Raw genomic sequence first — 19,251 nt, forward strand, 5'->3', positions numbered from 1 at the left:
CCAGTTGAAAAAGCGAGAGCCCCCAGATGCAAGAAGCAAGCGATGGTTCCATGCTGCGCGATGGCTTCCTGCTCCTTAGCTTTGCTTTGGCTTTCGTGTTGCTGTTTCGCAAGATCGGTTTAGGCGCGACGTTAGGCTATCTTCTGGCAGGTGTGATGGTAGGCCCTTACGTGCTTGGGCTTGTGGGAGAGGCCGAAACCAAGCTGCATATAGCCGAGCTTGGCATTACCTTGCTGCTCTTTGTGGTTGGTCTTGAACTCAACCCTGCACGGCTGTGGCGCATGAAACGCGACATATTTGGCTTAGGCCTTTTGCAGGTTGCTTTATGCGGGCTGGGCGTGGCGGCGATCATCGCTTTGGCAACCGAATTTACGCCAGCCGCGGCATTGGCCCTGGGGCTTCCGCTGGGCCTGTCTTCCACTGCGCAGGTGCTGCCGATGCTGCAATCGTCGGGCAGGATGAAAACACCCTTTGGCGAACGGGCATTTTCGATTCTTCTCTTTCAGGATTTGTCGATCATCCCGCTGATCACTGTGATTGCTGCGTTGAGCCGTAACCCACTGGATGCACAGGGCCCTCCAGGCTGGTTGTTGATGCTTTATACGGTCGGTGCGATTGTCGGGCTTTTTCTTGCTGGCCGTTTTGTCATCAACCCTATCTTTCGGTTAATCAGCCGCTTGGGTGAACGCGAAATGTTCGTGGTGGCGGCCCTGTTCACCATCGTCGGTTCTGCTGCATTGATGGAATATCTTGGCCTGTCCACCGCTCTTGGCGCTTTCGTTGCCGGAGTGATGCTTGCGGATTCGCCTTATCGGCATGAGTTAGAGGCGGACGTTGAGCCGTTCCGTTCCATTCTGCTTGGCCTGTTCTTTCTTGCGGTGGGCATGATGCTCGATCTGCATGCGATCGCTGAGCGTCCGATCTTTGTTCTTTCAATGGCAGCTACCCTTATTGTGACCAAAGCGACGGTCATCTTTCTGATCGGTCTGGCCTTCAAGATGAAGTGGCGTAGTGCTTTCGCCCTTGGGTTGTTGCTGAGCCAGGGTGGCGAATTTGGATTTGTCCTGTTCTCTCAGGCTGAGAACGCATTGCTGATTTCGCCTGAGGCAAGCAGTGTTTTTGGTGCGGTGGTGACCTTGTCGATGGCTTCAACGCCGTTTCTGATGATGATGACCAGATGGCTCCGCACTCAGAAACCTGAAGGTGCCAAGGGTATGCGGGATGAGCCAACCGCTGATGGCGCTACTGCTCTGGTGGTGGGTTATGGCCGCTTTGGGCAGACTGTTGCGCAGATGCTGCTGGCTGCCAATATCTCTGTGACATTGATCGACCGCGATATCGACATGATCGACCGATCTGGCCGATTTGGTGCGAAAGTTTACTATGGCGACGGAACCAGGCTTGACCTGCTGAGGCAGGCGGGGGCTGGGGATGCGCAATTGATCTTGTTCTGTATCGATGGCGACCAGGTCACTGCGGAGATGCTGGCGGCCATTCATGAACATTTCCCGCAGGCAATGGTTTATGTGCGGATCTTTGACCGGCGCGCAGTGATGCATCTTGCTACCAGTCCGCAAAACGGGCTTGTGCGTGAAGTGTTTGAATCCGGCGTTGCCATGGCGCGAATGGCGCTGGAAGGCGTTGGCCTGAGCCAGGAAAAGATTGAGCGCGCAGAGGGTAATTATCGGGATACCGACAAGGACAGGATGAGGCAGCAGATTGAATCTGGCGATGTAACAACAGCCAGAGACCGTATCTTCACTGTGCCACAATCTTGAAATTGCCTGTGCAAAAAATCGCCTGATGATGATCTCTGGCTTGACCCCATCAGAAAAGCCGTTAAATGCCGGCTCCCGATGGGGCGGTTAGCTCAGCTGGTAGAGCATCTCGTTTACACCGAGAGGGTCGGCGGTTCGAACCCGTCACCGCCCACCATCTTATTTCTTAAAGCATGAAGTCTGGGCAAGATGCGTTGCAACTCCTCGCATTGCGGAATGTCGGCTGTTGAGGCGGCGGTCGCGATCCTCTATTTGCTTCCATCAACGAGAATTGCTGGCATATCTGTCTGATGGCGACGGTGCTTCTTCTGATCTGTTCCAACCTGTTTATGACAGTTGCCTGGTATTGGCATCTCAAGGGCGGGATGAACAAACCGCTTGCCGCTGTGATTGCGATCAGTTGGGGCCTTGCCTTTTTCGAATATTGCCTGGCAGTGCCGGCTAATCGGATTGGCTATAGCGGCGGGTGGACAGCCGGCCAGCTTAAGGTCACGCAGGAAGCGATTGCGCTGATTATATTTGGCGGTTTTATGGTTGTGGTTCTTAAGGAGCCACTGCATTGGCGCCATTTCGCTGCGTTTGGCTGTATCATGGCAGCCGTCGGCTTCCTGTTTGTGGGGCGCTAACCATCGCATTTTGCGCAAGGAGACCGGCAGGGTAATGGCTGTATTTGCCCTGCCATGATCTTTCGTGCAGCGATCTGGTGGTAACCTGTCTTAGCTGGGCTTCGCCGTTGCTTCATCAATCAGCTTTGCCGCGGCATTGCTTGTCCAGTCAAAACCGCCGGTAATCCGCCAGATTTCCTTGCCTTGTGCATTATACATGATCGTGAGCGGCAACTCACCACCGCCGAATGCGAAGATGAGATCATTTTCGGGGTCCATCCAGCGCGGAAGGTTCTCAAACTTCTTCTCTTCAAAGAAAGCGTTAACCTTTTCAGCGCCTTGCATGTCTTCGCTGATTGTCAGGAGGCGCAGGTCACCCTTGCGTTCACCGGCGATTGCATCAAGCTGTGGCATTTCCACGACGCAAGGGGCGCACCATGTCGCCCAAAGGTTGATCAGCACCGGCTTGCCGGTCAGTGACGCCAGATCAAGCGTGGTTCCGGTCGGGTCTTTCACGATGTTCTTGGGGAGAGGGGAACCTGCGTGAGAGCGGTCTACTGTTCCGCTCAGCTTGGCCGGCAAATTGTCGCCAGCAGCTTCCTTCTGTTGCGCGGGCTCTGCGCTTTGCCTATCGCAAGCTGAAAGCATGGAGGCAAAGGCAAGCGTGAGCGATACGGACAACACAGGCCCCGATAAGGCAGGCAAAGGCAGTTTGGGCACAGCGAAAAACTCCAACCAGATGTGGGGCGGGCGGTTTGCGGAAGGCCCCAGCGCCATCATGCGCGAGATAAACGCCTCTATCCCTTTCGACAAGGCGCTGTGGCGGCAAGATATTTCTGCCAGCAAAGCCCATGTCGCTATGTTGGCCCATTGCGGTATCGTTTCACGCGATGATGCCAGGCTGATCGAAGGCGGTTTGGACCGGATCGCTGGTGAATATGAAATCAACGGTGTGCCCGAAGATTGGGACCTGGAAGATATTCATATGACGACAGAAAGCCGTCTGGCGGAATTGATTGGGGCCGCGGCAGGGCGTTTGCACACAGCTCGCAGCCGTAATGATCAGGTGGCGACCGATTTCAAGCTCTGGACTCGCGATGCGATTGATCAGGTGGATGCGGGGCTGGCTGCCCTCCAGCGGGCTTTGGTGACCCGTGCTGCTGAAAATGCCGATTCCATCATGCCGGGTTTTACGCATCTTCAAACGGCGCAGCCGGTAACGCTGGGCCACCATCTGATGGCGTATTACGAGATGATCCGCCGCGATCGCTCACGCTTTCATGACGCACGGCAGAGGCTCAATCAAAACCCTTTGGGTTCTGCGGCTTTGGCAGGCACGGGCTTTCCCATTGACCGTGATATGACGACACAGGCGCTCGGCTTTGATGCGCCCACGCGCAACAGTCTGGATGCGGTATCAGATCGCGATTTCGCACTCGATTATCTGCAGGCCGCTGCGCAATGCGCACTTCATTTGTCGCGGCTGGCAGAAGAGTTCATTATCTGGGCCAGCCAGCCCTTCGGTTTTGTCCGGATGCCGGACACGCTGAGCACTGGCAGCTCCATCATGCCACAGAAGAAGAACCCTGATGCCGCTGAACTGGTGCGTGGTCATGCAGGGCGGATCATAGGGTGCCTGACATCGCTGATGGTTTCGATGAAAGGCCTTCCGCTGGCTTACTCCAAGGACATGCAAGACGATAAACCGCCGGTGTTCGAGGCCGCCAACTTGCTTGGTCTCTCCATCGCCGCGATGACCGGGATGGTCGCAGATACCACGTTCCGGACCGATAAGATGCGGCAGGCTGCCGAAATGGGTTTTGCCACCGCAACCGACCTTGCGGACTGGCTCGTGCGCGAAGCGGATATTCCTTTCCGTGAAGCTCATCATATTACCGGGGCAGCGGTGAAGCTGGCTGAGAGCAAGGGCGTAGCCTTGGAAAAGCTTAGCCTCGAAGAGCTGAAGGCAATTGACAATCGCATTGATGAAGGCGTTTACCCGGCTTTGTCTGTTGAAGCCTCTGTTGCCGCGCGTTCCAGCCTTGGGGGTACTGCACCCGAACAGGTGCGTATTCAGGTCGCCACTGCGGCTGCGGAATTGGGGATTACGGTGTAATGCGCTTGAAAACGCTTGGGTGTTGCCTGTCCTTTGCGATGCTGGCGGCTTGTGGCCAGAAGGCAGATCTTGCCCCTTTGCCGGGGCATGATCTGCCACCATCTCCTTATGGCCGCAGTGATAAGCCCAAGCCGGAAGAACTTTTGGAACTGCGTACACAAGCTGCACCTGAACGAAGCGTTGAGCTTCGTAAGCGCTCGGAAGAGCGCGAAGATGACCCTTTCGACCTGCCGCCGGATGATTGAGTAAACCATGGATTATTTTGAACTGAAGAACGGCGAGCTTTACGCCGAAGATGTGGCGCTGGCCGAAATCGCGCGCGAGGTCGGTACGCCCGTTTATATCTATTCCCGTGCCACGCTGGAGCGTCATGCGAGGGTGTTTCGGGAAGCACTTTCAGGTCTGAAACATGTTCACCTTGCTTTTGCAGTGAAGTCTAACCCCAACCTTGCTGTGCTCAGCCTGCTGCGTCAGGAAGGCTATGGCGCTGATGTGGTTTCCGAAGGCGAGATGAAGCGTGCGCTGACAGCGGGTGTTCCGGCTAAAGACATCGTTTTTTCGGGCGTCGGTAAGAGCAAACGGGAACTGGCGGCCGCATTGGATGCAGGTATTGGCCAGTTTAATCTGGAGAGCGAAGAAGAAGGCATTGAGCTTGCTGAGATCGCGGAGGCCAGGGGCAAGCAGGCGATAGCCGCACTTCGGGTCAATCCTGATGTGGATGCTCGGACCCACGCCAAGATTTCTACTGGCAAGGCCGATAATAAATTCGGTGTCGCCTATGGCGATGCTGCGGCGATTTATACGCGGCTTTCTGCGCTTGAAGGCCTGACAATGCGCGGCCTTGCGGTGCATATTGGCAGCCAGATTTCCGATCTGGAGCCATCGCGTGTTGCCTTCATCAAGATGGGCGCCCTAATGCGCGAATTGCGCGAAAGCGGCTCGTCGGTAACCCATATGGACCTCGGTGGGGGGCTGGGTGTGCCATATAAGCTTGGTGAGCAATTGCCCGGACCTGCCGATTATGGCGCAATGGTTGAAGAGGTTACCAAGGATTGGGATGCCACCATCATGTTCGAGCCAGGGCGTGTGATTACCGGCAATTCCGGTGTGCTTGTGACGGAAGTTATCCGCGTGAAAGCCGGCGTTACCGCGCCTTTCGTGGTGGTCGATGCAGCTATGAACGATCTTGCGCGGCCGGCACTTTATGATGCCTGGCATGATTTTCTGGCAGTTCGCCCGCGTGGCGAGAAGATGGTTGCGCATATTGTCGGCCCGATCTGCGAAAGCTCTGATACTTTTGCTAAAAATCGTGAGATCGATGTTGTGGAAGCGGGCGATCTGGCGATTTTCCGTACTGCCGGGGCCTATGGAGCCACCATGGCGAATACTTACAACAGCCGGGCGCTGGTGCCTGAAGTGATGGTGGATGGTGACAAATGGGCCGTGGTGGCTGACCGGCTTGAACCTGAAACGATCTTTGCCGCTGAGAGAGTGCCGGAATGGCTGATTTGAGCCCTATATGAGGAGTCTCCCGCTCTTCCATCGGATCGCCGGAAGGCCTGTGATTGTGCTCGGTAACGGGCCGATGGCGGAGCCTAAACGCCGGTTGGTGGAGCGGGCTGGCGGGCTGGTTATTGATGAGGAAAAAGCGGGGGTTCAGCAAGGTGCTCGGCTGGCTTTTATCGCGTTGGAATCCCCCGAAGACTGCGAGAAAGCGGCCACCCGATTGCGCGATTGCGGCGTGCTGGTGAATGTTGTGGATCAGCCCGATCTGTGCGAATTTACCACGCCCAGTATTCTCGAACGTGACCCTGTTTTGCTGGCGATTGGAACCTCTGGCGCATCGGCGGGGCTGGCCAAACAATTGCGGCTTCGGCTGGAGGCTTTGCTGCCGGCCGACCTTGGCAAACTGGCCCAGCTTTTAAGCGATAAACGCAAGGAAATCCGAGCAAAATTTCCCGATGGCGGAGAGCGCCGCCAAGCATTGGACGAGGCATTGGGCCAGGGGGGAATGCTCGATGTTCTGGATGAAAAAAGCGCCGCCAATTTCGCTGACTGGATAGGCGGTAGAGCCCCACAATCTGCCCAGGGTAAAGTGGTGCTATACATCACCAGTGATGACCCGGAAGAGCTGACTTTGCGCCAGTTTCGGCTGATGGGAAGTGCCGATCTGATCCTCTATGAAGAGGGGGTTTCATCGGCCATTCTGGACCGTGCCAGAGCCGATGCGGAGCGTATTAGGCTGGGTGACAGTGAGGTACCTAAAGGCACACAAAAGGGCCTGACCTTGATTTTGAAGCGCCAGAAGGAGGCCTGAAGCGCGCTTAGTTCCCCAAGCGGGCACGTAGCTCCGCAAGCTCTTGTGAAGAGGCGCGCGGGCGTTCGATCGCCTGCTTGCCTTCACGCAATCTTTTGGCGTCTTTCTTGCTCGGAGTGACGACGCGCACTCTCACCGGGGCGATGCCCCTGGCACGAATGCCGAGCTGCTCGGCAGCCCCTTTCGACAGGTCAATAATTCGCCCGGAGTTGGAAAATGGACCGCGATCATTGATCCGCACCAGAATGGTCCGGCCGGTATCAAGATCGGTCACTTCGGCATAGGTTGGGAGAGGCAGGGTGGTATGTGCTGCGCTAATGCCTTTGGCGCGGAAACGTTCGCCATTCGCCGTTTGGTGGCCTGATTCCGAACCATACCAGCTTGCGAGTCCCACTTCATCATAAGTTGGGTCAACAGCGGGCCGGTAGGTAACACCGCGAACAGTGTAGGGCTTCCCCACGCGAATGGGCGTGTCCGTGACCGGGCGATAATGCACACCGCCGCCACAGGCTGAGAGCGCCAGTACCAAACCGATCACCGCTGAGCGCTGGGTGATGACGGGAAGGCTTGCAAACAAAGGGTAAGGGCGTGCCATATCGATCCGGCCCGCCTAAAAAGCACTGCCCGCAGCAGCATCTATCGCGGCTTGCAGGATGATCGCGGCTGCATGGCTATCGATCCGGGTGGCGCGTTTGGTGCGGCTCATATCCTGAGCAATCATGGCGCTTTCCGCAGCGGCGGTGGACCAGCGTTCATCCCAGAGAAGGATGGGCAGGCCGAACTGTGCAAGATTGCGGGCATAGGCGCGGCTGGACTGACTGCGTGGGCCTTCGCTGCCATCCATATTGAGCGGCAGGCCGATGACGATGCCTTTCACGCCGCGTTCTTTCAGCAATTGTTCTATCGCGGCGCGGTCGCGGCTAAATTTTCCGCGCGGCAAAGTCTTACCGGGGCTGGCAAAGCTCCACCCGGCATCGCAAAAGGCGGTGCCGATGGTTTTGGTGCCAAGGTCCAGCGCCATCAGCACACCGCCATCAGGCAGTGCATCGCTAAAGCTGAGCGCGCCGGTAGTGATTAGTGTTTCTTCGCCCATATGCTCACTCGTCTGGCTACGTCTGTTTGCAGATTCTCCCAGAAAAGGGGGATGTCATAAACGTGATAATTGTTACCCGGCAGAACATAGGGGCCAAGATCGGGTGGATCACCAATCAGGAGAAGCCCCTGTTCGTCACACCGCGCAGACACAGCGCCAGGCACCAACTCACCCGAAGTGAGCGAGGCGTTGGGCACCAGCGTGCCCAGATTATCGCTCGCCGGAGCATCGCCATTGATCGTCCCGGATAGCGGATTGACGCAAAGGATCGGGCTGTCTCCACGCAATTGGCCGTCATATCCGTCTGAATCAGCATAAATATGCATCACCGGGCCGGGGTTCGCCGGTTCGCCAAAGCTCGACCATGTGGCAATGCAGCCACCTTGATCCGGCGTTTCGCAAGCGGGAAGGCCCAGCGCAGGCAAATCATGGTCCACCGATAATGGCCAGCCAATCGGATAGACCATTGCAATACGGTTCTGCAGCGGCGTGCCGGCGATGCGATCTTTCAGCAAATGCAGAATATGGAGCGAACCCTGACTATGGCCAGCCAGCACAATCGGCATGGTCGGCGGGATATGCTGCACGAAATAATCGAAGGATTGCTCCACGTCCTGATAGGCCGCTTCAATCGCCTGAGCAGCTTCCGGTGCATCGGTCAGAAAAGCGCCGAAGGCTGCCTGACGATAGCGCGGAGCCCAGATTTCTGCCGCCTGATTAAACGGGCTGGCAAGGCCGCGCACGAAAATCCTGGCCCGGCTTTGGGACTTGGGATCATCAAGCGGTGCGTTCCAATAGGACTTTTCCAGATAGCTGGTCGGATGCACGAAAAAGACCGCAAATTTGGGCACTTTCGCAAGGGTGGGAACAGGGGCATAGGCTGTGGGTGCATCACTTTGCGCTGCATCCGCCGCCGCCGTTTCTTCCAGCTTCACGGCATCGGCGTTGCTGTCTTCGGCTTCATCCGTTTCATCAGGCTTGGCAAATTCGGGTTGCCAGCGCGCAGGGTCCGTGCCTTCGGCCATGCCGGGGCGGGCGAACCACATCTTCGGGTCCTGATAGGCGTTTTCTTCTAGCGGCTTTTGTTCAATAAATTCCCCGGTGGGCACGAAGGCAAAGCGGGTCAGTTCATCGGACCAGATGCGCATCGCCAGCAAGGCTGCCAGCACCAGAACAATCAGAAATGCAAAAACATACAGAAACTTACGCGCCATCTTTGGCTTTTTCACCTTCCTGATATGCACGGTGTAATTCGGAACGACGTTCCAGTGCGACCTTGATCATGGCCAGCAGTGGATCGGCCAGAAACAGACCCAGAATACCGAACAATATGCCCATGATAAGCTGCATTCCCAGCACCAATGCCGGGGCAAGATCAACCGTCTTCTTGGCGATCAGGGGAATCACCACATAGCCATCAAAGGTCTGCACGATGACGTAAACGGCGATTGTATAAAGGCCCATATCGGTGCCGCCGGAAAAACCGACCAGCACCATCAATATGCCTGAAACCACCGCGCCAACATTGGGAATGAACGCCAGAAGCCCGGTCAGGATCGCCAGCAAAATGGCCATGGGCACGCCATACACCGCCAGCATGATATAGGTGAAAACGCCTTCGAACAGCATTCCCACAAGACGGCCAGCCATCAGGCGGCGCATCTTTTCGGCCATTTGCTTGATGGTCAGGAAGAAGTTTCTCCGGCGGCCTTTGGGCAGCATCCAAGCGACGCCGCGTTCATACAGGCGCGGCTCAAATGCGACATAAATGCCGATAATGACGATGAGAAACAGAGTGGTGAAACCGCCGACGACGCCAGTGAGCGCACGGGTGACTGTGCCCACGCCATCCACCAATTGCCCCGCTATGCTCTCCACATTGCGCGCTTCCACTTCAAAGCCATTGCTTTGTGCCCAGGCGATCGCGCGATTGGCCTGATGTTCGACAATGGAAGGAAGGGCAGCGGCCTGTTGAGTGACTTGAGAACCCGCGAAATAGGCAAGCCAGATCAGAAACGCCGTGGCCGTAACCAGCACGATGAGCAGGCGCACACTTCGGTTGATCGGCAGAACCTTGCCGAGCAGGCGAGAGCCGCCATCGATGATCGAGGCAAAGACCATTCCGCCGAAAATCACCAGCAGTGATTCAGAAATGTAGACACACAGCGCGGAAAGGCCAATCACCAGCACCCAGACGAAGGCTTTGCCAGCCTCCTGCCGCAGAACCGGATTGGAAATGAAGGTCGGGCTTACGCCGATATTTTCGCCAAATTCATCATCTGCATCACTTTTCGCCATCGCCTGTTCCTTCCGTGGCGAGAGCAGGCCGCAATGAGGTCCATGAACGGCCGCTCCGCAATGCGGTGAACCAGCTTATCGGATTCCAGGTAGAACTGCCATCCAGAGAAAACGTAATGAATTCAGCTCGGCCACCAACGTCAGCGATCGGAACCGGACCACCCAGGCCGTTGTTGAAAGGACCAGCCGGGACGCGGCTGTCTGCTGAATGATCGCGATTGTCGCCCATCAGGAACACATCGCCTTCAGGAATGGTGATCTCCGCCATATTATCATAGGGCTGCTGCATATGGTCGATGATCAGATAGGTTGCGCCATTGGGCAGCGTTTCACGATAGGTCGGCGGTTCATAGACCTGCGTCCCATCGGCAAGCGTGGTGCGATATGGTTCAAATTCTGAAAGACAATGCACCCCGTCACACATCTGCTTGTCAGAAACAGGGATGCGTACAGGTGGTTCCACCTGTTGCGGAACAGGGTTGCCGTTCAGAATGATTTGCCCATTGACGAGAGCGATCCGATCACCGGGCAGGCCGACCACGCGCTTGATATAATCTTCGTTCTTATCTGGCGGCACAGCAATCACGATGTCGCCATATTGCGGTGTTCTGGGGGCAATGCGCCAGTTGCTGCGGGGCAGCAGATGGAAGGAAGCGGAGACCCAGCTCCAGCCATAGGGATATTTGCTCACCACCAAACGGTCGCCCACCAGAAGGTTGGGAACCATGGAAGCAGAGGGAATATAGAATGGCTTGGCCACCAGCGTATGGAAGGCGAGCACGGCCAGCAGCATCAGCACCAATCCGCGCAATTCAGCGAACCAGTTTACTTTCTTGCTTGGCGTATCCTGATGTTCGGAAGAGGTCATCCCGGCCTGGTCTTTTCTTTATAAATTCAGATCAAATATGGTTCAAAGCGGGCGCGCTTCGAGGATCACGAAGGCTTGCGCCCATGGATGATCATCTGTGAGTGTCAGATGAATAAATATCTCATGTCCAGCGGGGGTGAGTTCTTCCAATCGTGCTTTTGCTCCACCTTCAAGGGCCAGCGTAGGCGCGCCGGAAGGGGCATTGACCACACCGATATCCTTCATGAACACACCACGCTTGAATCCGGTCCCGACGGCTTTGGAAAAAGCTTCCTTGGCGGCAAAGCGCTTGGCGTAGGTTCCGGCACGGGTGAAGGGACGGCGCTCGGCCTTGGCACGTTCTATCGCGGTAAAACAGCGTTGTTCAAACCGCGATCCATGGCGCTCCAGTGCCGCAGTGATGCGGTCAATATTGCACAGATCCGAACCCAGGCCGATAATCACCGGGCTGCATCCATTAACTCGCGCATCCTCAAAACAGCGCTTTCGAGGCCGGAAAAGACTGCTTCGCCAATGAGATAATGGCCAATATTCAATTCTGCGAGCTGCGGAATGGCGGCAATGGCCTGCACATTGTTATAAGTGAGGCCGTGGCCTGCGTGCGGTTCAATCCCGTTTTTGGCAGCCAGCGCGGCCATATCGGCGACACGCTTCAATTCACGTGCCTGCTCTTCGCCAGTGGCATTAGCATATTCGCCCGTATGGAATTCCACCACCGGGGCTTTAAGGCGAATGGCTGCTTCAAGCTGGCGTTCTTCAGGCGCGATAAACAGGCTCACGCGAATGCCCGCATCAAGCAGGCGGCTGACCACCGGCACGAGCTGGTTGTGGAGGCCAGCGGCATCAAGCCCGCCTTCGGTCGTCCGCTCTTCACGCTTTTCCGGTACGATGCAGGCCGCATGGGGCATATGGGCCAGCGCGATCTTCACCATATCCTCGGTTGCAGCCATTTCGAGGTTGAGCGGCAGATCCGTGGCGTCCTGAATGCGCCTCAGATCATCATCGCGGATATGGCGACGGTCTTCGCGCAGATGGGCGGTGATCCCGTCTCCGCCTACTTTTGCGACAATCTCAGCCGCGCGAACCGGATCGGGATGATCCCCGCCGCGCGCATTGCGGATGGTCGCCACATGATCGATATTGACGCCAAGGCGCAGCTTGCCTGGCTGCAAGGGATGGTTCAATTCTTGCGGCTCCCCGGCTTTTCGACCGGCTTTGCCGCCAGTTCTGCTGGGATGGCATCTTCCGCAAACGTTGGGAAGTTGAGCGCGACAAGCGGGAAGAAGGGCACATCAAACTGCACTTCACCGCCCGAACGATCAACAAGGGAAGCCACCGCAATGACCTTGCCGCCTTCTGCTTCGATCGCCTTGATCGCTTCGCGTGAAGAAAGGCCGGTGGTGATGACATCTTCCACCAGCAGAATTTTTTCACCCGGTGTGACTGTAAAGCCGCGGCGCAATTCAAAGGTGCCGGTCGGACGTTCAACGAACATCGCTTCCTTGCCCAATGCGCGGCCCATTTCGTGACCGATGATAATGCCGCCCATGGCCGGGGAAATCACCTTGTCGATCGCGTTGCGAACATCGCGCGGGATTTGCTGAACCAACGACATTGCGAGGCGGCTCGCACGTTCGGCGTCCATAAGAACACGCGCGCATTGTAAATAATGGGCAGTGTGAAGTCCCGATGACAGTTTGAAATGCCCTTCCAAAAGAGCACGACTGGCACGGAATTCCGCGAGGACCTCGTCTTCGGTCATGATAAGAAATCAAACCCTTGATTATTGTTTCCCAGCCAGACCAAATCATTGATTGTGATCATGGCTTTCGAAAAATCTCCCTAGAAGCGCTTGAGGCTGGGGGCAAGCATGCGTATACCTCTTCTGATAATAGGGGGCAGCTTTGGTAACAAAGCATGTCGTGCGCCTCAACTTTCGGATTCGGAAAGCGTGAGACATATGAGATTTGGGGATGTCGCTGAAAAGCGGTTTAATTTGAACGCAATGCCGGCTTTTGCGGCGGGTTTCCTTGCGTTATTGGTGCTTCTTTGTGTGGCCTTGGCCCCGCAAATGGCTCTGGCCCAAGATGGCGTGAACGGGGCGTCTGAAGCGATGAGTGTCGGCCAGGCCGATGCTCGTGCGGCCAATGTTGCCGATGATTCCATACCTGCTGCGCAAGCCGCTGAGGGGCAGACGGTTGAACCTGCCGCCGGTGCCGAGGCTTATAAGCCGCTGGGGCCGGAATGGATCAAGGGGCAACCGGAATCGGGCAAAACCAGCTTTCAGAAGCAATATTCCGACATCGGTGAATATGGCCTGTGGATGCATAATGCAGTGCTGCTGCCGGTTATCACCGCGATCACCTTGCTGGTTCTTGGCCTTATTCTCTGGGTTATCGCGCGTTATAATCGCCGGCGGAGCCCAGTGGCTTCGAAATCCAGCCATAATACGCTGATCGAAATCATCTGGACGATTTTGCCGGTCTTGATTCTGTTCGTGATCGCCATCCCTTCCATCACGCTGCTGGTTCGTCAGTATGAAAGCCCGCCCAAAGATGCGCTGACCGTCAAGGTGACGGGCTATCAGTGGTATTGGGGTTACAGCTATCCTGACAATGGCGGCTTTGAAGTCATCTCCAATATGTTGGATGATGAAGAAGCGGTGAAGCGCGGCCTGCCGCCCAAGCTTGCGGTGGATAACCGCCTTGTGGTGCCTGCCGGTGAACCGATTCGTATTCAGACGACCGGTGCAGATGTGATCCACTCCTTCGCAGTACCATCACTCTGGTTCAAGCTGGATGCTGTGCCGGGCCGGTTGAATGAACGCCAGCTCACGATCAAGGAACCGGGCATTTATTATGGCCAGTGTTCCGAATTGTGTGGTGTTCGCCATGGTTATATGCCGATCGCTATTGAAGCGCTGCCACGCCCGCAATTTGATGCCTGGGTTCGCGCTCAGGGCGGTACTGTTGGTGGGGAGGCAAGTGACGCCAAACCCGCCGCCGCTGATTTGCAGGAACCCGAAAGCTCTGTGGAAGGCGCGCCTGGTGCAGGTGCTCCGCCCACTCAACTCGATTCGCCCGCCGCTGATGCGGAAGTCTGAGCCCAGAGCTGAACTGAATAAGGTCCAAGTATAATGGCCACGACCGCAGATACATTCCAGGCTCACACTGAAGAGCACCACCATGACGCTGACCATAAGCCGGCGTTTTTCGCCCGTTGGTTCATGTCCACCAACCATAAGGACATCGGAACGCTCTATCTGATCTTCGCGATCTTCGCCGGGATCGTGGGGGGCGGCATTTCCGGCATCATGCGTTTCGAACTCAAAGAGCCGGGGATTCAATATCTCGGCTGGTGGGTCGAATTCATGGGCGGGGAAGCCGGTTTTGATCAGGCGCTCCATCTGTGGAACGTGCTGATTACTGCCCATGGCCTTATCATGGTGTTCTTCATGGTCATGCCGGCCATGATTGGCGGCTTTGCCAATTGGTTCGTGCCGCTGATGATCGGTGCGCCGGATATGGCCTTCCCGCGTATGAACAACGTTTCCTTCTGGCTGACTTTCGCGGGCTTCATATCGCTGATGATGTCCGCCTTTGTGCCCGGTGGCACAGGAATGGGGGCCGGGATTGGCTGGACGGCCTATGCCCCGCTATCAACTTCAGGCTCGCCCGGGCCGGCGGTTGATTTTGCGATTTTTGCGCTTCATCTGGCGGGCGCGGGCTCCATTCTTGGCGCGATCAATTTCATCACGACCATTTTCAACATGCGTGCGCCGGGCATGACACTGCATAAAATGCCGCTGTTTGTCTGGTCCGTTCTGGTGACGGCATTCCTGTTGCTGCTGGCTCTGCCAGTGCTGGCGGCGGCCATCACCATGTTGCTGACGGATCGCAATTTCGGCACGACATTCTTCGATCCGATGGGCGGTGGTGATCCGCTGCTTTACCAGCATCTGTTCTGGTTCTTTGGCCATCCTGAAGTTTACATCATGGTTCTGCCGGGCTTCGGCATGATTAGCCAGATCATTGCGACGTTCAGCCGCAAGCCGGTTTTCGGCTATCTCGGCATGGCCTATGCCATGGTGGCGATTGGTGTGGTTGGCTTCGTCGTCTGGGCGCATCACATGTATACTGTGGGCCTCAGTGTGAATGTGAAGATGTATTTCACCGCTGCCACCATGGTCATCGCGGTGCCGACGGGGATCAAGATTTTCAGTTGGATCGCCACCATGTGGGGCGGGTCCATCTCTTTCAAATCACCGATGGTCTGGGCACTGGGCTTTATCTTCCTGTTCACTGTCGGCGGTGTCACGGGTGTGGTGCTGGCCAATGGCGGGGTCGATGATAATTTGCATGACACCTATTATGTGGTGGCGCATTTCCATTATGTGCTTTCGCTGGGTGCAGTGACCGCCCTGTTCGCAGGCTTCTATTACTGGTTCCCGAAAATGAGCGGGCGGATGCATTCCGAATTCCTTGCTCACCTGCATTTCTGGGTCTTCTTCGTCGGGGTGAATCTGATCTTCTTCCCGATGCATTTCCTGGGCATGGATGGGATGCCGCGCCGTATCCCGGATTACACACCGGCGTTTGAATTCTGGAATTCAATCGCAACGCATGGCTATGAAATCATGGCTCTATCCATGCTGATCTTCTTTGCGAACATCATCTACAGCTTTGTTGCAGGCAAGAAAGCGCCGGCCAACTACTGGGGTGAAGGGGCAACAACGCTGGAATGGACCTTGTCCAGCCCACCACCCTATCACCAGTTCGAAACCCTGCCGATCATTGACGATGGTGAAGAAGTCCACCGCCACGGCAATGCGTCACCTTCGCAGGCCTGAACTGTCGGGGCATCAAGCGATACAGGCTGAGGCGCATCGTCATCGGTGCGCCTCTACCCTTATGGTGCGGCTTCCTGTATCACCGCCTCTGGAAAGTTCTTGAGATCGAATTAGAAAATATGACCACCGCTGCCTCTGCAACAACACGGCTCCCCACTGATTGGCGCGATTTCGTGTCGCTGACCAAGCCCAGGGTGATGAGCCTTGTGGTGTTCACCGGCCTGTGCGGCCTGCTGGCAGCCCCCGGTTCGATCAATCCGATCCTCGGTTTTACCGCGATTCTGTGCATTGCGGTGGGCGCGGGCGGTGCTGCGGCATTGAACCAATGGTGGGAAGCGGATCTGGATGCAGGCATGAAGCGCACCGCCAGCCGCGCTTTGCCGCAAGGACGAATGAACCGCACCGATGCGCGCGATTTTGGCATTGTGCTTTCGATTGGCTCGGTTCTGGTGATGGGTTTGGCGATCCACTGGCTCGCTGCGACTATTCTGGCCCTGTCGATCCTCTATTACGCGGTTGTTTACACGATCTGGCTGAAACCGCGCACCCCGCAGAACATCGTGATTGGCGGTGGGGCAGGGGCCTTTCCGCCGCTGATCGGGTGGATCGCGGTGACTGGCCACATCACGGCGATGCCGATCCTGCTGTTTGCGATCATCTTTATCTGGACGCCGCCACATTTCTGGGCGCTCGCGCTGTTTGTGCAGACCGATTATGCCAAGGTCGGCATTCCCATGCTGCCAGTGGTGGCCGGTGAAGCGGTAACCCGCCGGCAGATCCTGTTTTACAGCATTGCGCTGCTCCCGGTCAGCCTTGCGCCATGGTGGATTGGCGGAACCGGGCTGATCTACGGCATATCCGCGCTTGCCCTGTCCGGGCTGTTTCTGGTGCAGGCTTTGCCGGTGGCGTTTCGCCGTAAGCGCGGCGATGAAGACAGGATGAAGCCGGAAAAGCGCCTGTTTGCTTATTCCGTCCTCTATCTGTTTGCATTGTTTGCCGCGCTGGTGGCTGACCGGCTTATTCTGGGGGGAGGGCTGTCTTTATGATGACACCTGAAGAAGAACGCGAATTCAAGGCGCGCCGCCGGTCGCGCAATATTGCATTAGGCCTTACGCTGGCCGCATTTGTCGTGCTGTTTTACCTGATCACTATCGCACGGCTGGGAGGATAGGCATGGCAACCGCTTCACTGCATCAGAAAAACCGCCGCTTTGCGATTCTGTTTGCCGGTGTGGCGCTGGGCATGTTGGGGCTGGGTTATGCAGCGGTGCCGCTTTACCAGATGTTCTGTTCGGTAACCGGCTTTGGCGGGACCACGCAGCGGGCAACGCAAGGCGATGCAGACCTGGCGGCGCAATTTGCCAAAAGCGGGGCAGGCCATACGATTTCAGTGCGTTTCGATGCCAATGTCGAACGCAATATGCCGTGGGATTTCAAGCCCGTGCAGGTCAAGGATACGGTGACGATCGGCCAGCGCGATATTGCTGTGTTCACCGCGCGTAACAATTCGGACAAGCCGATTACCGGCACCGCCACTTTCAATGTCGAGCCGGAGCAGACCGGGGCCTATTTCAACAAGATTCAGTGCTTCTGCTTTACCGAACAGACGTTGCAGCCGGGGCAGGAAGTTCGGATGCCGGTGCTTTATTATATTGATCCTGCCATTCTAAATGATGAGAATGCAAAGGATGTCGAACAGATTACTTTGAGCTATACATTTCACGAGGCAGAGGACCCGGCTTCCTGAGTGATTGAACGATATGTTCAGCCGCCCATTTGGCCGATGCTTGAAAAAACAGGACGGAAAACCATGGCTGGTGCAAAGAACCACGATTACCATATTCTACCGCCCGATATCTGGCCATTTATCGGCTCGATGTCCGCCGTGACCTTCACGACCGGGATGGTATTGTTCATGCATGAAATGGCCATGGCCTGGCTCGTTCTGGGCCTTGGCATTGCTGGCCTGATTGCCACTTTCTTCAGTTGGTTCGGCAAGATCGTCAATGAAGCGGAGGCTGGCTTTCATTCGCCGGTGGTGCAGCTCCATTTCCGTTATGGAATGATCTTGTTCATCGCTTCGGAAGTGATGTTCTTTGTCGGCTGGTTCTGGAGCTGGTTCGATTTTGCCCTGTTCCCCACCAATCTGACCGATGTGATCGGCGGAGTGTGGCCACCCAAGGCAATTGAAGCGGTGATTAACCCGTTTGATCTGCCATTGCTTAACACGCTGATCCTGCTGTGTTCTGGCACCACGATCACCTGGGCGCATCACTCCTTGATCCATGGGAACCGCGAAGGGCTGAAGCAGGGCTTGTGGGCGACGATTGTTCTCGGCCTCGTGTTCAGTTGCATTCAGGCCTATGAATATATGCATGCGCCCTTTGGCTTTGGCGGCAATACCTACAGTTCTGCCTTTTACATGGCGACGGGCTTTCACGGCTTCCATGTGATTATCGGCTCGATCTTCCTGATCGTATGCCTGGTGCGTACCTATAAGGGCCACTTCACCCCCCGGCAGCATTTCGGTTTTGAAGCTGCTGCATGGTATTGGCATTTTGTCGATGTGGTGTGGCTGTTCCTGTTCATCACAGTCTATGTCTGGGGCGGCTGGGGTGCTGAAGTCCATGGTTGACGCTCTGCCGCATGGCGTGAGCGCATAAGTATTGGGGGTGGCCCTGCCGGATTATCGGAAAGGCCACCCCATTCATTTGGGAAACAGGGCCGATGATTCGTCGCTTGCCAATTCTGCCGACGCTGATTGTCGCGCTTTGCGTGATGACCATGATCGGGCTGGGCATTTGGCAATTGCAGCGGGCACAATGGAAGAATGGGCTTCTGCGCCATTATGCTGAAGCAGAAAACTTGCCACCGATTGCCTTCCCCATAAGCCCTGATGCGGTGGAGCCTGCGCTTTATCGCAAGAGCACGCTCGATTGCGTAAAGGTGCTGAGCCATGATGCGCTGGCCGGACGGAGCCGTGAAGGCCGGGCTGGCTGGGCGCAATCATCGCGCTGCATTCTGGCTTCTGGCGGGGAGGCTGATGTGGTGCTTGGCTGGCAGATTGAGCCGAAAATCGGTTCATGGGCAGGCGGGACGGTCAGCGGAATTATCGGGCCGGGGCGTGGGCATGAAGCGCGATTGATTGCAGACCCGCCACAGGCAGGGCTTGAAGCCAATGCACTGCCTGATCCGGGTGATTTGCCCAACAATCACCTGTCTTATGCCGTGCAATGGTTCTTCTTCGCGGCAACGGCGGTGGTGATCTACATTCTCGCGCTGCGGAAGAAGCTGCGGCCATAGGATAGGGCAATACTCAAACTTCACG

The 19,251-nt window shown here is 56.3% G+C and carries 22 protein-coding genes and 1 tRNA gene; 14 read left to right on the forward strand and 9 right to left on the reverse strand.

Going from position 1 to position 19,251, the window contains the following annotated elements; genetic code table 11:
* The first annotated feature begins 26 nt into the window (after window positions 1-26).
* From GRI39_RS00235 to GRI39_RS00245, 3 genes are all read left to right on the forward strand, one after another.
* The gene (locus tag GRI39_RS00235; RefSeq protein ID WP_160737715.1) at window positions 27-1,778 is read left to right on the forward strand and encodes a cation:proton antiporter domain-containing protein; all 1,752 of its coding nucleotides are present in this window, start codon (window positions 27-29) and stop codon (window positions 1,776-1,778) included.
* 81 nt (window positions 1,779-1,859) lie between these two features.
* Window positions 1,860-1,935 (forward strand) — tRNA-Val (locus GRI39_RS00240).
* 133 nt (window positions 1,936-2,068) lie between these two features.
* A complete protein-coding gene (locus GRI39_RS00245) occupies window positions 2,069-2,404 on the forward strand; it encodes a DMT family protein (RefSeq protein ID WP_160737716.1) in 336 nt (111 codons plus the stop codon).
* Between the two features lie 90 nt (window positions 2,405-2,494).
* Here GRI39_RS00245 and GRI39_RS00250 read toward each other — a convergent pair whose 3' ends face one another.
* Complete coding sequence (locus tag GRI39_RS00250; RefSeq protein WP_343033257.1) at window positions 2,495-3,067, reverse strand: TlpA family protein disulfide reductase; 573 nt, start codon at window positions 3,065-3,067, stop codon at window positions 2,495-2,497.
* 55 nt (window positions 3,068-3,122) lie between these two features.
* Here GRI39_RS00250 and argH point away from each other — a divergent pair, with 55 nt between their 5' ends.
* Genes argH through GRI39_RS00270 form a run of 4 tightly spaced genes read left to right on the forward strand, consistent with a single transcriptional unit; the run spans window position 3,123 to window position 6,816 of the window.
* Window positions 3,123-4,499 carry an argininosuccinate lyase gene (gene argH, locus GRI39_RS00255; protein ID WP_160738535.1) on the forward strand — a complete coding sequence of 459 codons (1,377 nt, stop codon included), beginning with the start codon at window positions 3,123-3,125 and terminating at the stop codon, window positions 4,497-4,499.
* Window positions 4,499-4,744 carry a hypothetical protein gene (locus GRI39_RS00260; RefSeq protein ID WP_160737718.1) on the forward strand — a complete coding sequence of 82 codons (246 nt, stop codon included), beginning with the start codon at window positions 4,499-4,501 and terminating at the stop codon, window positions 4,742-4,744. The genes argH and GRI39_RS00260 overlap by 1 nt, the downstream gene beginning before the upstream one ends.
* Window positions 4,745-4,751: 7 nt before the next feature.
* Window positions 4,752-6,011 carry a diaminopimelate decarboxylase gene (gene lysA, locus GRI39_RS00265; RefSeq protein WP_160737719.1) on the forward strand — a complete coding sequence of 420 codons (1,260 nt, stop codon included), beginning with the start codon at window positions 4,752-4,754 and terminating at the stop codon, window positions 6,009-6,011.
* A 7-nt stretch (window positions 6,012-6,018) separates the two neighbouring features.
* Complete coding sequence (locus tag GRI39_RS00270) at window positions 6,019-6,816, forward strand: precorrin-2 dehydrogenase/sirohydrochlorin ferrochelatase family protein (protein WP_160737720.1); 798 nt, start codon at window positions 6,019-6,021, stop codon at window positions 6,814-6,816.
* Window positions 6,817-6,823: 7 nt separating this feature from the next.
* Here the strand turns inward: GRI39_RS00270 and GRI39_RS00275 are convergent, their stop codons facing one another.
* From GRI39_RS00275 to pyrE, 8 genes are read right to left on the reverse strand one after another with little or no spacing between them, the layout of a single operon-like run.
* Window positions 6,824-7,411, reverse strand: coding sequence for a septal ring lytic transglycosylase RlpA family protein (locus tag GRI39_RS00275; RefSeq protein ID WP_160737721.1), 588 nt, complete (start codon window positions 7,409-7,411; stop codon window positions 6,824-6,826).
* A 15-nt stretch (window positions 7,412-7,426) separates the two neighbouring features.
* Window positions 7,427-7,909, reverse strand: coding sequence for a Holliday junction resolvase RuvX (gene ruvX / locus GRI39_RS00280; RefSeq protein WP_160737722.1), 483 nt, complete (start codon window positions 7,907-7,909; stop codon window positions 7,427-7,429).
* The gene (locus GRI39_RS00285) at window positions 7,891-9,123 is read right to left on the reverse strand and encodes a DUF3089 domain-containing protein (protein ID WP_160737723.1); all 1,233 of its coding nucleotides are present in this window, start codon (window positions 9,121-9,123) and stop codon (window positions 7,891-7,893) included. Before GRI39_RS00285 ends, ruvX begins: the two co-directional genes overlap by 19 nt.
* On the reverse strand, window positions 9,113-10,207 hold the full coding sequence (locus GRI39_RS00290; protein WP_160737724.1) for an AI-2E family transporter: 1,095 nt from the start codon (window positions 10,205-10,207) through the stop codon (window positions 9,113-9,115). Before GRI39_RS00290 ends, GRI39_RS00285 begins: the two co-directional genes overlap by 11 nt.
* Window positions 10,194-11,075, reverse strand: coding sequence for a signal peptidase I (lepB, locus tag GRI39_RS00295; RefSeq protein ID WP_160737725.1), 882 nt, complete (start codon window positions 11,073-11,075; stop codon window positions 10,194-10,196). The genes GRI39_RS00290 and lepB overlap by 14 nt, the downstream gene beginning before the upstream one ends.
* Window positions 11,076-11,117: 42 nt before the next feature.
* Entirely contained in the window at window positions 11,118-11,519 is a 402-nt protein-coding gene (acpS, locus tag GRI39_RS00300) for a holo-ACP synthase (RefSeq protein WP_160737726.1), read from the reverse strand.
* Window positions 11,516-12,259 (reverse strand): pyridoxine 5'-phosphate synthase, encoded by a 744-nt coding sequence (locus GRI39_RS00305; protein WP_160737727.1) that lies wholly within the window; start codon window positions 12,257-12,259, stop codon window positions 11,516-11,518. The genes acpS and GRI39_RS00305 overlap by 4 nt, the downstream gene beginning before the upstream one ends.
* Window positions 12,256-12,837: an orotate phosphoribosyltransferase gene (gene pyrE / locus GRI39_RS00310; RefSeq protein ID WP_160737728.1), complete on the reverse strand. Its 582-nt coding sequence runs from the start codon at window positions 12,835-12,837 to the stop codon at window positions 12,256-12,258. The genes GRI39_RS00305 and pyrE overlap by 4 nt, the downstream gene beginning before the upstream one ends.
* A 309-nt stretch (window positions 12,838-13,146) precedes the next feature.
* On the opposite strand from pyrE, the gene coxB reads away from it, so the two are divergent.
* The 7 genes from coxB (at window position 13,147) to GRI39_RS00340 (ending at window position 19,226) form a co-directional block, all read left to right on the forward strand.
* A complete protein-coding gene (gene coxB / locus GRI39_RS00315; protein WP_160738536.1) occupies window positions 13,147-14,178 on the forward strand; it encodes a cytochrome c oxidase subunit II in 1,032 nt (343 codons plus the stop codon).
* A 33-nt stretch (window positions 14,179-14,211) separates the two neighbouring features.
* A complete protein-coding gene (ctaD, locus tag GRI39_RS00320; RefSeq protein WP_160737729.1) occupies window positions 14,212-15,924 on the forward strand; it encodes a cytochrome c oxidase subunit I in 1,713 nt (570 codons plus the stop codon).
* Between the two features lie 119 nt (window positions 15,925-16,043).
* Entirely contained in the window at window positions 16,044-16,970 is a 927-nt protein-coding gene (locus tag GRI39_RS00325; protein ID WP_160737730.1) for a heme o synthase, read from the forward strand.
* Window positions 16,967-17,095 (forward strand): hypothetical protein, encoded by a 129-nt coding sequence (locus GRI39_RS14665; RefSeq protein ID WP_281351821.1) that lies wholly within the window; start codon window positions 16,967-16,969, stop codon window positions 17,093-17,095. Before GRI39_RS00325 ends, GRI39_RS14665 begins: the two co-directional genes overlap by 4 nt.
* Window positions 17,096-17,097: 2 nt before the next feature.
* Window positions 17,098-17,670: a cytochrome c oxidase assembly protein gene (locus GRI39_RS00330; protein ID WP_160737731.1), complete on the forward strand. Its 573-nt coding sequence runs from the start codon at window positions 17,098-17,100 to the stop codon at window positions 17,668-17,670.
* Between the two features lie 63 nt (window positions 17,671-17,733).
* Entirely contained in the window at window positions 17,734-18,558 is an 825-nt protein-coding gene (locus tag GRI39_RS00335) for a cytochrome c oxidase subunit 3 (protein ID WP_160737732.1), read from the forward strand.
* A 92-nt stretch (window positions 18,559-18,650) separates the two neighbouring features.
* Entirely contained in the window at window positions 18,651-19,226 is a 576-nt protein-coding gene (locus GRI39_RS00340; protein WP_211371379.1) for an SURF1 family protein, read from the forward strand.
* Window positions 19,227-19,251 lie beyond the last annotated feature (25 nt).

Origin of the sequence: Altericroceibacterium indicum, assembly GCF_009828105.1 — a bacterium.
Taxonomy (GTDB): domain Bacteria; phylum Pseudomonadota; class Alphaproteobacteria; order Sphingomonadales; family Sphingomonadaceae; genus Altericroceibacterium; species Altericroceibacterium indicum.